Annotated in this window: 14 protein-coding genes, 1 tRNA gene and 2 pseudogenes; 11 read left to right on the forward strand and 6 right to left on the reverse strand. The window is 33.6% G+C overall.

Translation table 11 applies throughout. From position 1 onward, the window contains the following. Positions 1-360: 360 nt before the first annotated feature. Together L0Z58_RS06840 and apaG are read right to left on the reverse strand one after the other, a co-directional pair. A pseudogene (locus L0Z58_RS06840) lies at positions 361-606 on the reverse strand (PD-(D/E)XK nuclease family transposase); the annotation flags it as partial. Positions 607-840: 234 nt separating this feature from the next. Continuing rightward, entirely contained in the window at positions 841-1,242 is a 402-nt protein-coding gene (gene apaG / locus L0Z58_RS05645) for a Co2+/Mg2+ efflux protein ApaG (RefSeq protein WP_007549064.1), read from the reverse strand. Between the two features lie 96 nt (positions 1,243-1,338). On the opposite strand from apaG, the gene L0Z58_RS05650 reads away from it, so the two are divergent. Then, positions 1,339-2,403 carry a 5-(carboxyamino)imidazole ribonucleotide synthase gene (locus tag L0Z58_RS05650; RefSeq protein ID WP_010963059.1) on the forward strand — a complete coding sequence of 355 codons (1,065 nt, stop codon included), beginning with the start codon at positions 1,339-1,341 and terminating at the stop codon, positions 2,401-2,403. Between the two features lie 958 nt (positions 2,404-3,361). On the opposite strand, the gene L0Z58_RS05655 is transcribed toward L0Z58_RS05650, so the two are convergent. Then, positions 3,362-4,555 (reverse strand): bifunctional 2-C-methyl-D-erythritol 4-phosphate cytidylyltransferase/2-C-methyl-D-erythritol 2,4-cyclodiphosphate synthase, encoded by a 1,194-nt coding sequence (locus L0Z58_RS05655; RefSeq protein WP_010963060.1) that lies wholly within the window; start codon positions 4,553-4,555, stop codon positions 3,362-3,364. Between the two features lie 263 nt (positions 4,556-4,818). On the opposite strand from L0Z58_RS05655, the gene L0Z58_RS05660 reads away from it, so the two are divergent. From L0Z58_RS05660 to L0Z58_RS05690, 6 genes are all read left to right on the forward strand, one after another. Beyond that, positions 4,819-5,883, forward strand: a complete 1,065-nt coding sequence (locus L0Z58_RS05660; RefSeq protein WP_010963061.1) for an AI-2E family transporter — start codon at positions 4,819-4,821, stop codon at positions 5,881-5,883. A gap of 129 nt (positions 5,884-6,012) precedes the next feature. Next, a complete protein-coding gene (locus L0Z58_RS05665; protein WP_006280257.1) occupies positions 6,013-6,648 on the forward strand; it encodes a DnaA ATPase domain-containing protein in 636 nt (211 codons plus the stop codon). 365 nt (positions 6,649-7,013) lie between these two features. Then, positions 7,014-8,000 carry a site-specific tyrosine recombinase gene (locus tag L0Z58_RS05670; RefSeq protein WP_010963062.1) on the forward strand — a complete coding sequence of 329 codons (987 nt, stop codon included), beginning with the start codon at positions 7,014-7,016 and terminating at the stop codon, positions 7,998-8,000. Between the two features lie 244 nt (positions 8,001-8,244). Beyond that, positions 8,245-8,781: a lysophospholipid acyltransferase family protein gene (locus L0Z58_RS05680; protein WP_227738645.1), complete on the forward strand. Its 537-nt coding sequence runs from the start codon at positions 8,245-8,247 to the stop codon at positions 8,779-8,781. Between the two features lie 51 nt (positions 8,782-8,832). Further along, positions 8,833-9,102: a 30S ribosomal protein S20 gene (gene rpsT, locus L0Z58_RS05685; RefSeq protein WP_010081981.1), complete on the forward strand. Its 270-nt coding sequence runs from the start codon at positions 8,833-8,835 to the stop codon at positions 9,100-9,102. A gap of 80 nt (positions 9,103-9,182) precedes the next feature. Continuing rightward, on the forward strand, positions 9,183-10,433 hold the full coding sequence (locus tag L0Z58_RS05690) for a citrate synthase (RefSeq protein ID WP_010081982.1): 1,251 nt from the start codon (positions 9,183-9,185) through the stop codon (positions 10,431-10,433). Between the two features lie 16 nt (positions 10,434-10,449). Here the strand turns inward: L0Z58_RS05690 and L0Z58_RS05695 are convergent, their stop codons facing one another. Together L0Z58_RS05695 and L0Z58_RS05700 are read right to left on the reverse strand one after the other, a co-directional pair. Further along, a complete protein-coding gene (locus L0Z58_RS05695) occupies positions 10,450-10,623 on the reverse strand; it encodes a hypothetical protein (protein ID WP_210168241.1) in 174 nt (57 codons plus the stop codon). Then, positions 10,623-11,766 (reverse strand): annotated as a pseudogene (locus tag L0Z58_RS05700) (transposase). Before L0Z58_RS05700 ends, L0Z58_RS05695 begins: the two are co-directional and overlap by 1 nt. 154 nt (positions 11,767-11,920) lie before the next feature. On the opposite strand from L0Z58_RS05700, the gene L0Z58_RS06690 reads away from it, so the two are divergent. From L0Z58_RS06690 to L0Z58_RS05715, 4 genes are all read left to right on the forward strand, one after another. After that, complete coding sequence (locus tag L0Z58_RS06690) at positions 11,921-12,055, forward strand: hypothetical protein (protein WP_255322259.1); 135 nt, start codon at positions 11,921-11,923, stop codon at positions 12,053-12,055. 32 nt (positions 12,056-12,087) lie between these two features. After that, on the forward strand, positions 12,088-12,444 hold the full coding sequence (locus tag L0Z58_RS05705; protein WP_233406919.1) for a hypothetical protein: 357 nt from the start codon (positions 12,088-12,090) through the stop codon (positions 12,442-12,444). A gap of 24 nt (positions 12,445-12,468) precedes the next feature. Continuing rightward, positions 12,469-12,771, forward strand: a complete 303-nt coding sequence (locus L0Z58_RS05710; RefSeq protein WP_010963066.1) for a hypothetical protein — start codon at positions 12,469-12,471, stop codon at positions 12,769-12,771. Between the two features lie 107 nt (positions 12,772-12,878). Further along, positions 12,879-14,405 (forward strand): acyl-CoA carboxylase subunit beta, encoded by a 1,527-nt coding sequence (locus L0Z58_RS05715; protein ID WP_010963067.1) that lies wholly within the window; start codon positions 12,879-12,881, stop codon positions 14,403-14,405. A 53-nt stretch (positions 14,406-14,458) separates the two neighbouring features. On the opposite strand, the gene L0Z58_RS05720 is transcribed toward L0Z58_RS05715, so the two are convergent. Next, a tRNA-Thr gene (locus L0Z58_RS05720) sits at positions 14,459-14,531 on the reverse strand. Positions 14,532-14,743 lie beyond the last annotated feature (212 nt).

Genomic DNA, 14,743 nt, shown 5'->3' on the forward strand with positions numbered 1-14,743 from the left:
GCGTACATCCAGAAATGAAAAATGTCACATTACCTTTTGGTCGGAGCTTATCAGCATCTTTAGCTCTTTAATCGTTACGATACTTATGAAGCTTCACTTACGTTCACCATACCACTAAGCCTAGCCCTCCAACCACATGATGCTTGTAGTTTATGCTTTCTCTCACGATTGAGCATCTTCTTTATCAAGAGGAGGTTCATTGTCCGCGTCGCTCGGCACCAACTGGTTACCCAATTCGCACTGATGCGTAGACTCAGATGGCAAAACATCTGGTTCAATAAGCTTTAGAATCCTTTCAGTTTCTTTCTGAATGAATTCCTCTCCTTTTAAACAATATGACCGAAGGCTTTCAGGTCGCACCATTTCTGCTATATATCTATTTCCGTGAGAATCCTTGCAGAGAACATCAACAATACTTTGTTTATCAGAGGCAACTTCGGGATCCATAATAGTGCTAAGAAACTCAACTTCTTGTATTGCATTTATCTCAGTAAACCCTAAAATATCGTTCAAAAAGTGGATCAGGATATTCTTATTTTTTTCCGTTCCAAAGATTTTTTTGAAACACAAATCATTGCGAGGATCGAGAAATTTTGAAAGAGCCATAGCCAAAGTGCTTAAAAATATTAATAATTATACACTATTATTAACAATTATTCAACCATATTTTTGAAGATAGCTATAGCTAACACGTCATAACCGCCACGAACCGTCATACCGCGATTCATTCGCGGTATCTTAGCATAGATCCCGCTAACAAGTAGCGGGATGACGATTGTGTATCGTGCTTTGCTAAAAATCACAGAATGCAGTCTGGTTACAAATAAACTATTTTGACAGTTAATGGGGTCTAGTTTTGATGTATGGACTATCCAAAGAAAAGGGTGGTATCATAACTTCAAAAACTTTTATGCTTTCTTCATTCAGAAATTCATACTTACCCTGCATTATTCCTGACGGTACATTTAAGTATGTTCCACTTGTGTATTTAAATACCTCTCCAGATTTTATCACAGGTTGTTCTCCGATAACACCAACTCCGGCAATTTCATTTACTTTTCCCTTATAATCTATTATTTGCCAATGACGACTTAACAATTGAATAGTTGATTGGCTTTTGTTTTTTATCTTAACGTTATACATCCATACATAGCAATTTTCATAAGGAATGGATTGCTCTTCAATATAAATTGGTAAAACTGTAACTTCAACAAAGTTGGTAGTTAGTGTGTATTCTATCATTATAAAATATTCATGATAAGAAAATAGTATTTTAATTATATACTTTTTTCATAGATTTTTCAAGTATACTTTAATTAGGAAATATCAATTTATAGTATGAATGAACCAGATGCGCTGAGCAAAAAAGTAATAGGAATAATAGGTGGTGGACAATTAGGTAAAATGACTGCTATCGCTGCAACAAAACTTGGACAAAAAATACATGTTTTTGCCAGTGCTAAAGACGATCCAGCTTGTTCTATTGCTGATGATTTCACAATAGCAGATTTCTCTGATAAGAAAGCGCTTGAATCTTTTGCACAGAGTGTGGATTTGGTCACTATTGAGTCTGAAAATATTCCATGTAGTGCAATTGATATCGATGTAAATTTTTATCCGGGTAAAAAAGCGTTACACATTGCGCAAAATAGGCTTAGAGAGAAAGATTTCATTAGAAGCTTGAGTATAAAAACTGCTGAATACAAAAGTATACAAAATTATAATGAGCTACTGAAAAGCAGTAGAGCTTTTGGCTATCCAACAAGGCTGAAAACAACAGAAATGGGTTATGATGGAAAAGGGCAATATGTGCTTGAGAATGATTCTGAAGTGAAGCAATTTGCTTTCTTTGATTGGAATACAGAGTACATTCTTGAAGCAAGTGTTGATTTACTGAAAGAGGTTTCAATAGTCGTTGCAAGAGATAAAAACGGTAAAGTAGCTTTTTTTCCTATAGCAGAAAATTACCACGTTGATGGAATACTTGATACTTCAACAGTGCCAGCTAAAATAGATAGTAAATTAACTCAAGAGGTACAACGAGCTGCAAAGAAAATAGCAAATGCGCTTGATGTAATAGGAATTCTGGCTATTGAATTTTTTGTTACTAAGGATAACGAATTGTTAGTTAATGAACTAGCTCCAAGACCTCACAATTCTTGCCACTGGAGCTTGGATGCATGTAACGTTAGTCAATTTGAACAGCTAGTTAGGATAATATGCGGGCTACCTATGCAGGAAGTAGTATTACGCTTTCCTTGTATGACGAAAAATATAATAGGTAATGATATATATGATTCTCATAAGTATTTGAGCAACGAAAAAGCTAGTTTAACCATATATGGGAAAAAAGAGGTTAGGGATAAGCGTAAAATGGGACATGTCAATATAGATTTAAGTTAACAGTTTTTCTACGTCATACCGCCACAACTGTACGAACATTGTGATATGATGAGATGTTACATAGTAAACGGTGTCATTCTAGCACCTCTTTTCCCGTCATCCCGCTGCTTGTTAGCGGGATCTCATTTCATTTTGTGAAGGTGTCATCCCAGCACCTCTTTTCCCGTCATTCCGCTGCTTGTTAGCGGGATCTCATTTTACTTTATGAGGGTATCATCCGAGTAGCCCCTTTCTCGTCATCCCGCTGCTTGTTAGCGGGATCTCATTTCACTTTATGAAGGTGTCATTCGAGTAGCCTGACTACTTGGATCCAGGAATTTTATTAAGTTGGTAAGCATAAAAGTGGCTGATCTTATGTTAAAACACAACGTTCTTGATGAGATTACAGCAAGGCTGGATTCCAGCGTCAGCTACTTGAATGACAGCAGTCCTACGTCATGCCGCCGCGGTATCTCTAGATCCCGCTAACAAGTAGCGGGATGACGATTGTCGTTTAGCCATAAATGTTTAAGAAATTTACCAAACGAAAAAAAAGGCAAAAGAAGCCCCGTGGTTGGCTAGTTACTTACATTATACTTTCAAGTATGGCGTTTTTTTATTCTAAACGTTTAATAACCGCGATTCATCTGCTTTTAAGCCGCAACTAATCTAAATTATAAACATTAAGAAATTTACTAAACAGAAAAAAAGGCAAAGAAAACCTAGGGTAGCTAATTACTCACTATCCATTTTTTAAGTTGGCGTTTTTTGATGTTTTAAATGCTTTATAAGCGCATTTTAGCTTGTATAGCTAGAAATTTGATAAAGACATAAGGTGCACATAGTGCAAAAAATTAAACATGAGACGCCAAATACGTTGAGTTTTTTTGTCATTTAATCTGTACAGAGAAGATAAATAAATAGCTTCAGTTTCATGATAAGGGGGCTGGCGAAGGGTGTCAAGTAAGTTTTTTCGTTTCTATTTCCAATAAAAGTTTGTATGCAATAACACAGAAGCATGCACTGCTATTCCTTCATTTCTTCCAATATAACCTAATTTCTCTGCAGTGGTTGCTTTGATATTTACAAATTCATCATCAATTTCTAATGCTTTTGATATGAATTTCTTCATTTCTACTTTGTAAGGCGATATTTTAGGCTCTTCACAAACTATAGTAATATCTAAATTAGACACGCTGTACCCTTTTTCTTTTGCTTTTTTAGCAGCAAAGTCAAGAAAGTGAGATGAATTGCAATCTTTCCATTCAGAGGAACTAGGAGGAAAGTGCTCTCCTATGTCGCCACATCCCAGTGCTCCGAGTATTGCATCAACGATTGCATGTATTGCAACATCACCATCAGAGTGCGCTTCTATTGCCATGTTGTGTTCAATTTTCACACCGCAAATTTTTATAAAGCTTTCAGCACCATTTTGAACTTTAATGAACTTATGTATATCATAACCGGCTCCGACACGAAATTTTGGCTCTTCAAAAAGAAGCTTTGCCATATTGATATCCTCTTTTGTGGTTAACTTAAAATTGCTTTTCTCACCTTTAATAATCGCAACATGTTTTTTGTGCTCTACCATTAGTGATGAATCGTCAGTAAATTCTTTGACTGATTGATGGCATGATAATAATTCTTTGAAATTAAAAATTTGAGGGGTTTGTATGGCTCTGAGCTTTCCTCTTGAAATCGTAGATTCAATAAAACTATTACTCACCAATGACATAGTGTCTTCAACTTCTATTGCTGGAACTACTCCTGTATATTGATCATTAATCATAGATTCAACCAAGTTATCTATCAGAACATCTGACACAAAAGGCCTACAAGCATCGTGTATAACTACAAAATCTGGGTTAATTTTTTGTAAGCTTTCAAGCCCTAGTTTAACTGAACTTTGCCTGTTTTCTCCTCCGTATACAGGGCTTAGTAATTTAGTGTCTGTAATTAGTGATATAGCTTTCTCATAGAAACTTTCATGGTCTCTATTAATTGCTATTCTTATGTAATCTATATATTGGTTAGCCAGAAATCTTTTAATTGTATGAAATAAAACAGATTTACCTGCCAGTTTTATATATTGCTTAGGAATCGTAGAATTGCATCTACTGCCTACTCCCGCTGCAACTATTAATGCTGCTATTTTGTATTTCTTAGCGCACATATTTCTTTTTGTAGAAGCTTTCCTCTCTATCCAAGATTCTTTCCGAAAAATAAAATTTCTGACATCATATAAAAGTTACTTCCCCTATTAACTAGCATAATTATAATAGCAAAAGAGATATTTAGAGAGCTCAAAATCTATCTTTGCCTGCGGATTAAACAACTAAATTTTAGTAAAAAATGATAGTATTACAAATCGTAAAATACTTTCAACATAGGAAAAATAAATTGCATATTTTTCAGTAAATTAGCTATGCTAAACACATGCAAAAACGTCATATAACTATTTGTTTCATACTGCTTTTTATAATAGGGATGTTATTCCTGATGCGTCCTATGATTTTTCCATGTTTAATATCTATTATTATTGCATATTTGTTTAATCCGCTAGTAGTCAAGTTTGAAAAGTATAGAATACCACGTTCATGTTCTGTAATTTTTATAATACTTATTTTATTAATAGCTTTTATACTAGTCATAACATTTGTTTTACCTATTATATATGTTCAAATTACTTCAATATTAAATTTCTTAGTGAGTAAAGTGCCCTCATTAAAGTTTAAAGTAATCCCCTCTGTATTAGAATTTCTTAATATGAAAATCGAGGATAGCTTATTTGATCATTTATCTAAAAATCTAGCAGAAAATTACAGCAACTATGTATCTTATTTCATGAATGCTCTTGATATTGCTAGTAACTTTATAATCCAAGTGTTAAGTTCAAGCTTTAACACGGTATCATTAATGGTGATTACTCCTGTAGTGTTTTTCTATATATTACGTGATTGGCCTTTAATTATAGAAAAAGCTAGTAAATTAATCCCTATTCCTTACAGAGGAAAAATTGCAGATTATTTTTCCAAAGTGGATTTCATTATATCTAATTATCTAAAGGGGCAGGTAAATGTATGTATTGTCATGATGGTCTTTTACTCTGTGAGTCTGAGCATAATTGGATTGGAACACTCTATTGTTATTGGAATTTTATCAGGAATGTTAACGTTCATACCTTACGTAGGGCCATTATTATATACCATTATTGGGTTTTTGAGCGCTATCACTCAATTTAGTGGATGGTTTGAAAGTGCTGCTGTTTTGCTATTATTTGGTGTTGGACAATTAATAGATTCAAATATATTAGTTCCTTTATTAATAGGAAAAAAAGTTCATATACATCCAACTGTAATTATTCTGGGAATTACTATATGCGCTTCATATTTTGGATTTACAGGTATATTACTTTTTATTCCAATAATAGCAATGTTCAATGTATCAGTAGAATATGCAATCAATAAATATTTTAAAAGTGAGCTTTATAAAAACGGCTAACAGACCTTTTGCATAATCAATTTATGGTAAGAGGAGAAATGAGCCCAGAATACCTGACACATTTGAGGAGCGTAAGTAAATTTCTGCGCAAAAATTACTACCAGAAAGAGGTTACGTAAGAGGTTCAACGTGCAATTAAATTTATTTAACAACAATCAAGCTGATTATAGCCGGCAAAATTACATCATCTTAGATGAAAATAAGCACGTATATAATTCGGTAGTTAATGATTTATCTTGGAAATGTCTGATTCTTTTTGGACCTAAAAGCTCCGGTAAAACTCATCTTGCTCATATTTGGCAATCAATAAACGATGCAATCTTTATCAATGTGAATAACTTCGTAAGCGAGATTAGGTATAGCGATGCTTTTATTTTAGAAGACGTACAAAACATTAAAGATGAAGCCATGTTATTACATTGTTACAATTACATGAAAGAAAACGACAAGAGGCTGCTAATCACTTCTTCAATTTCACCAAAAAAGCTTAACTTCAAACTAAGAGATTTAAGTTCTCGAATATTATCAACTATCAGCGTAAAAATTTTGCCTGCAAGCGAGGAATTATTAAGAATTATGCTAATAAAACGATTTTCAGATAAACAGTTAAAAATTGATTTAAAAGTGATTAATTATATTTTAGCAAGAATAGAACGTTCTTTCTATAGCATTGATAAAATTATAGAAAAGATAGATAATGAATCTATAGGGTCAAATGTGACCGTTCCTTTTATTAGCACTTTATTAAAAAAAGATGCCATTTGATTTCTTCTTTTGTAAAGGTGTATATTAAAAATTTATTAACACCCATAACACTAACGTAATTGGAATCTCTACCTGTCCATGTTAGAATTATAATCAATGTTATGTTATAATAAATATAGATAGATACAGCTAAGAAGTATTCTATATTTATAGTAGAGCTCACTTTATAAGGTGTTTTTTATAGATTTAACGTTATAATTTAACTATGATAAGAGTAAGATTAAATTTAAGAAAAAGGTTAAAGCAAAAGTTTGTGATGTTCACTCTATTGATAAATGCTTTATTTGTCTCATATTTTCTCATAAGAAACACAGGGAACACTTCTAATCAAATTATAGCCAAAGAAATAAATATAGGAACTGATAATGAAAAATAAACAGTCGCAAAATAAAAAAGAAAATCTTTACATAACATATTACATAGATGCTTTAGCTTCAGAGAGGTCCGCTGCACAAAATACTCTGGAAAGTTATCGTTCGGATTTACACCAGTTTGAAGAATTTTTATTGGAAAGCGGCACTACCTTGGTTGGTGTAAACAAAACCAATATTAAAGATTATGTGAAATCTTTATGTACACAAAAAAAATATAAAAGTAGCTCTATATCAAGAAAAATATCCGCTATGAAAAATTTTTACAAGTGTCTATTTAATAACGGAATAATAGATTTTAATCCAGCGCCGGCTAATGATGCTGAATTAAAGAATCCAAAAGTTTCTCGTCCTTTGCCTAAGTATTTAAGTGTCGAAGAAATATTTTTGCTAATAGACACAGTGAGAAAATCAGCAAGCGAATCGAATAAAGAGATAAGCAGTAAAAGGCTATGTGCGATTTTAGATATCCTTTACTCTTCTGGAATGCGTGTTTCTGAACTAATTAGTATGAAATTATGTGAAGTGTCACATTTAATAAACAGTAATAACAAAGAATGCTATATAATAATAAAAGGAAAAAGTGGTAGAGAGAGGCAAATTCTTTTTAATGAACAAGCATTGCAGAGCCTTAGAAATTATTTATCAGTTCGTGATAATCTGATCTCTAAAGAAAAGGAATCCGATTGGCTATTCCCAGGTGATAAACCTAATAAACCAATTACAAGGCAGAGGGTCGGTCAATTAATGAAGGAGTTGGCAAGAAAATGCAATATTGATGAAAATAAGATCTCTCCACACGTGGTTAGGCATTCTTTTGCTACCCATCTACTAAATAGCGGAGCAAATATTGTGTTGATACAGAAAGTTCTTGGCCATACTAACCTTTCTACAACACAAATATATACTCATATTGCTAACGAAAAGTTAAAGGACAAATTAGCTGATTCGCATCCTATTACTCAGATGATCAATAATTAAATTTATTGTTTTTAATTTGTAATAAAGTTAAATTTAAATAAATTTATGTGAGTTTGTGATTTCAAGTTTATTGTTTAATTTCTTTCTTATATTATGGGAGGTATTCTATACTTTCATTACTCTCCCTGTAATTTTCTTTTCTGAGTGTGTAATAACCATTTTCCTCGTCTGTTCGGTGAGAGTTGTATTATTCATGCTGCGTTTATTATGTGGCATTAAATATGAAGTGAGGGGAATGGAAAACATCCCTAAGCAACCTTTTATCATTGCATCTAAACACCAATCTCCATTTGAAACATTTATTTTTATACTACTATTTAGAAAAGCGGTTTTTATTTTAAAACGTGAATTGAAATGGATTCCATTCATTGGTTTGCATCTTATAGCGCTGAAAATGATTTTTATTAACCGTTCAGATGGTATCAGTTCTATACGCCATATAATCAAACTAGCAAAAATGCGTATAAAAGAAAATAGAAGCATAATAATATTTCCTGAAGGTACAAGAACAACTATAAACCAAAATATAAAATATCAACCAGGTATTGCTGCTTTATATAGCGTATTATCTGTTCCTGTGTTACCGGTTGCTTTAAACACTGGTTTGTTTTGGCCAAAAAGCATACTTTCTCTGAGAAAGAATCCCGGAAAGGCAGTAATAGAAATATTGCCCCCAATATATCCTGGGTTAAACAAAAATGAATTCTTGCAAAGTTTAGAAAAAATTATTGAAGAGAGAAGCAGTAGATTAACCATAGGAAAAACTGATATTGCAAATTAACAAAAAAACTTTATAATTAAGAGAAAAGTACAGTATTTTAGGTATTAATATATGGCAAATCATAAGAGTGCTAAAAAAATGATAAAGGTAATAGCAAAGCGCACTTTAATAAATAAGATGCGGAAAAGTAAAACTCGCACTGCTATTAGAAATTTGGTTGATATAATCAAGTCTGGCGACAAAGAAAATGTTGTTCTGGCATTTCGGAATGCTGAATCTAATTTACACAAGTGTGTGAATAAAGGTGTTATTCATAGGAATACCGCTGCGCGTAAAATAAGTCGCTTAAATGCAAAAGTAAAAGCATTGATGACCGCTTAATACGGTTAATGTAAAGTTAACTGTATTAATATATACTCCTCAGTTTGTATATTCTGTATAAAATTTAAGTAGCTTAAGTGATGGATAAAAAAGTGCTATTAGAACTAAGTAATGGATTAAAAATCGAGCTACCTGTATTAAGCGGAACAACAGGTCCTGATGTGTTAAATATCAAGGATTTATATAAGATGACAGGATTATTCACTTACGATCCAGGGTTTGTTTCTACAGCTTCATGCTCTTCTACAATTACATTCATTGATGGAGATGAAGGAGTTCTTAAATATAGGGGACATAATATAGCTGATTTGGCAGAGAATAATAATTTTACTGCTGTGATTTATTTATTGCTCTATGGTGAATTACCCAGTTCAGAGCAACACAAAAAATTTCTTCTCAAAATACAAGAATCATCCAAAGTATCAGAGCAAGTTACAAATGTAATTAAAGCATTTCCAAAAACTGCTCACCCTATGTCAATCTTAGTTGCATGTTTTGCAAGTTTGTCAGCATCTTATCATGAAAAGCATGGCAACAATGTCAATGGTGAAGACCTAGATTTTGGAATTTCTGCAATAGCGCAAGTTTCCACAATTATTGCAATGATTTATAGGCATATCAACAATCAGGAATTCATAAATGCTAACAATGAATTAAGTTACAGTGAAAATTTCTTAAAGATGATATTTGGCGATGCTGTTGATAATGATAAAAGCGCCCTTTTTGCAAAAGCTCTGGATAAAATATTTACTCTCCATGCTGATCATGAACAGAATGCTTCTACGGCGGCTGTCAGATTGGTGGGATCGGCTGGTTCTAATCTGTTTGCAAGCCTCTCTGCAGGAGTTGCTACACTTTGGGGACCAGCACATGGTGGAGCTAATGAGGCAGTTATAAATATGCTAAAAGAGATAGAGCAAAGTGGAGATATAGATAAATTCATCGAAAAAGCTAAAGATGATAAAGATCCATTTAAATTGATGGGATTTGGACATCGTGTTTATAAAAATTATGATCCGCGCGCGCGTATATTGGAAGGCGCTTGCCATGAGGTTCTAAGTAAACTAGAACAAAATAATGAACTGCTTAAAATTGCAAAAAAACTTGAAGAAATAGCTTTAAAGGATGAATATTTTATCGTGCGTAAGTTATATCCAAATGTTGATTTTTACTCAGGTATAATAATGAATGCTATTGATATCCCCTCAAATATGTTCACGCCTATTTTTGCACTCGCAAGAACCACTGGTTGGGTTACTCAGTGGTATGAAATGATAAATGATAAAGAAACTAAGATCTGTAGACCAAGGCAACTCTATTTTGGTAAATAAATTTATTTTCACTTCATTAGACTTCTTGCATAACCCAAACTAAGTAGAAAAAAGGTGTCATCCGAGTAGCTGACACTGGTTCCTTTACGACGGAAGTGTCCAGAGGTGTCATTCCAGTCTGGAATCCAGAAAAAAGGATGGTGTCATTCCGTATCCGTTCAGCCAATGGCGTCAACTTAAGAGCTTTCATTAGCAAACTCTCCTAAAGACATGATGGCGTTTAGGCTTATCTACTTTATTGCGGCTGTCCCGGTCGGATTTTAACTTTAGCGCGTATACTTAAAAAGGGCTTGAAAGTTTTTTGGCGCAATAAGTACCTGATAGAGTTTCTGTCTCATTACACTAAATAAAACTGAAAAATTTAAACGATACTCAGTAATTTGATCTGGGTTCCAAGGCCCTTGTGCATCACATATATGAAGCGATAATATATTGCACATGACCAAGTTTGCCCAAAATTCTTGTAATACAGCCTCTCCAGAAAAATTCTCTAACTCTGCTCCTACTTTGAGTCGTTTATAGCACTCCTCTATGTGCCACCTTAACACATAAGCTTTGCTCCAAAGTCTCGGTCAAAAACTCTGTTTCTCAGTTGGCTAATGTCAGCACTATAACTCTTACTTTCTGTCCTTTCATTTTATTTTTTAGCTTTTCATTTTCTAATATAAAATCAAAATCTAATTCGCCAGCGTTCCCATAGCTTACTATAATTTCTTTTTTGCAAGCGAAAAATAAAATCTACTTCCAAATTATAATGCTGCTGAATGAATTTTACTGAAGACGATCATAGATAAATAATAATTTCTCTTGATTTAATAAACGCATTTGAGTGATAACTTCGGGTAATTGCTCTGCCGCCAACGTTTGTTCACCTATATTCCAAGCTGCAAGACGAGCACTGCAAATCAGCGAAGTACACAAATCAACAAACAAATTGCCAATGGTGCCTGTTGTTCCATTTGGTTCAAACTCGGATACAATTTCCCCAGAGCTGGGTAATCTCATACCAGAACCATCTGCTGCAATAAGTCTATAGCCTCTCCAACTCAGGTTCATCCTGATAGGCTGTTTGGATGCTTAGATTCTTGAAAGCCTGTATGGCAAATCTTATACCTTGCTTTAGAAAAAGCTTGCTTTGAGGGTACATGTCAATGGCTCCATAAGTTCACATTCTATTCCCAAACTTTTTTTAACTAACTTTAAAATCATAGAAAATACTGTCGAAAAAGGAAGTTTTCTTGTTCGTGTAAAACTCAACACAATGGATTTTCTGAAAAGTTTTCGAGTATATTGCATTTTTAATTTGTAAGATAAGATCTTTTCCTTTTTGCATGCCTCACCTAAAAAAGACACATTTTAAACTTTTTTGTTGCAATAAAATAGAAACAAAAGTGCTGTCCCTTGCACTCTTTGGATAATTTAATGATAAAAAATTTAGAGAGAAATTTTATATACTATCGCTGATATTTTTCCTTAAGTTGACGCCATTGCCTGAACACTTACCTAATGATGAAGCTATCGAAAACATAGCAAAGAGACTTCAAAAATCTATAGACGATGCAAAAAAGCACAAGGTCATGTTTAGTGTTGATGTATTCCAAGGAGAAAAAAGTAATCAATAATAGATTATTCGATACTGATCTTATACCACCTCATGGAGCAAGATAAAAATGTTACTGAGACTGGAAAAGAAAAACTACGGCCTCTTATGTTAGAAATGTTTAATCTAGTTTCAACAGGCACTGATGTGAGCCAAGAAGTTCGGAGATTATTGCCAGAAGATATACTGAAAGAACGCGGCGAATATTTGTCACGTCTAAAACAAATTGTAAGTGATAGTATTGAAAATGACAAAAAAAAAGGAATTGTAGTAGAAAGAGATAATAAATTTTATTATGTACAGTGTCCAGAAAAAAGTGTGATCACTCCTGCAAAATTTATGAACTCCCCGGAATTTAAGGACTTAGAATATGGTGCATTGCGAATAAGAGAAGGAGATAATCTAATCTGAATAAAAAGCTGGCAATATCATGATATGCAAGGCAAAGTAAAAATGACCTTTAGGGTAGGCGATGAAAAGATCGAAATGATTTTATCTTCTGAAAAAGCTGAAAGTTTTGGTAAAATAATGGTACATATGGATGACAAAAGTTGTGAAATCTTCTCAAAGTACCTAAAAGAGCTAGAAAAAGAACCTCGTATAAGCAAGGTTGTTGAAGCTGCTAAAAGTTTTGCACAAACGAAAAGCAGTGCAGTTAGTCCACCTCTTTCTAATATGAAAAGAGTTGACACATCGCAACATTTTCAAAGTAGTGACCATGAATCACCAGAGCATTAACAATTATCATACATACATTGTTGCATATAGCAATAGTGTATGTGTATAGTTAGTAGGGTTTGTAAACTTAATAAAGTCTACAACTAATTTGAAAACTACTTTATTGTATGCAAGACTTTAAAATACTAGAAAATCTAAAAACCAAAGCACTAGAAGCTGAAAAAGGAGGCGGTTCTGACAGGATTACCAAACAACATGAAAAAGGGAAATTAACTGCTAGAGAAAGGCTCAGTATATTGCTCGATGAAAGTTCTTTTGCAGAATACGATAAATTCGTAAAACATCATGCAAATGATTTTGGCATGCAAAATGCTAATTTTTTAGGTGATGGGGTAGTGATTGGTCGTGGTACTATTTATGGCAGAAAAGTTTTTGTTTATTCTCAGGATTTTACTGTCTTTGGTGGTTCACTTGGTGCGTCACATGCAAAAAAAATATGCAAAATTATGGATATGGCAATTAATGCCAGAGTTCCAATTATCGGACTAAATGATTCTGGTGGAGCCAGAATTCAGGAAGGAGTAAATTCTCTTGCTGGTTATGGAGAAATTTTTCAAAGAAACGTAAATGCATCGGGTGTTATACCACAAATTTCTTTAATTATGGGCCCATGTGCAGGAGGTGCAGTTTATTCCCCAGCATTAACTGACTTTACTTTCATGGTGAAAAACAGTTCATATATGTTTATAACCGGGCCAGATGTAGTAAAAAAGGTTACCTACGAAGATGTAAGTTTCGAAGACCTCGGTGGAGCAAAAATTCATACAAGCAAAACAGGAGTAGCGGATTTTGCATTCAATAATGATGTTGAAATGCTGCTAAAAATGCGTGAATTCTTTACTTTCTTACCAGCAAATAATCAAGAATCACCAAAATCTGCACCAATCTGTAATGATGTTGACGACATTGATGAATCCTTAAACACTCTAATTCCTACCAATCCTAATACTCCTTATGATATGTATGAACTCATTGAAAAAGTTTGTGATGAAAGGAATTTCTTTGAACTGAAACCTGATTTTGCTCGTAATATCATAACTGGTTTTGGTAGAATTGGAGGAAATACTGTCGGTATTGTTGCAAATCAACCTATGCACCTTGCAGGATGTTTGGATATTGATTCTTCAAGAAAAGCTGCGAGGTTTGTAAGGTTTTGTGACGCATTTAACATTCCGATCATCACACTTATTGATGTTCCAGGATTTTTGCCGGGTACAAATCAAGAATACAATAATATAATACAACACGGAGCGAAACTGCTTTACGCTTACGCTGAAGCGACCGTGCCGAAAATTAGCCTTATCACTAGAAAAGCGTATGGTGGTGCATACATTGTTATGAATTCGAAACATCTAAAAGGTGATATAAATTATGCCTGGCCAACTGCTGAAATAGCTGTGATGGGCCCTGAAAGTGCAGTTGAGATTATATTTCGACACGAAAAAGATCAGCAAACGTTAATTAAAGAATATAAAGAAAAATTTGCTAACCCATTTTTTGCTGCATCATATGGATACATTGATGACATTATAGTGCCAAGTAAAACAAGGTATCACTTTTGTAAAGCATTAGAGCTACTCAAAAACAAGAAGGTAGAAAGGATATGGAAAAAGCATGACAACTTACCTCTGTAACTTTCTTCTAAGCCTTGCTTACAAGTTATGCAATATTATAAGTATAATCAGTGTGCCGTTACCAAGACTCGAACTTGGGACCTCGTCATTACCAATGACGTACTCTACCACCTGAGCTACAACGGCAAGTTTATATATTATGATAATGAATAACACAAAAAAGAATAAGGAAAAAGAAGAGGAGAAAAAAAGATTAGCGAAAGCTTTAAAGCAAAATATTTTGAAAAGAAAAAAGCAGCAACAGAGTAGACAGAGAACCCTTTCAAAACTCGTTTGTGGTGAGGAACTTTTAGGAGAAAGCACCGCAGAATACTCGAATGTATTTGAGAACGACAAAA

Origin of the sequence: Wolbachia endosymbiont of Aedes aegypti, from assembly GCF_021496215.1 — a bacterium.
Lineage (GTDB): Bacteria > Pseudomonadota > Alphaproteobacteria > Rickettsiales > Anaplasmataceae > Wolbachia > Wolbachia pipientis.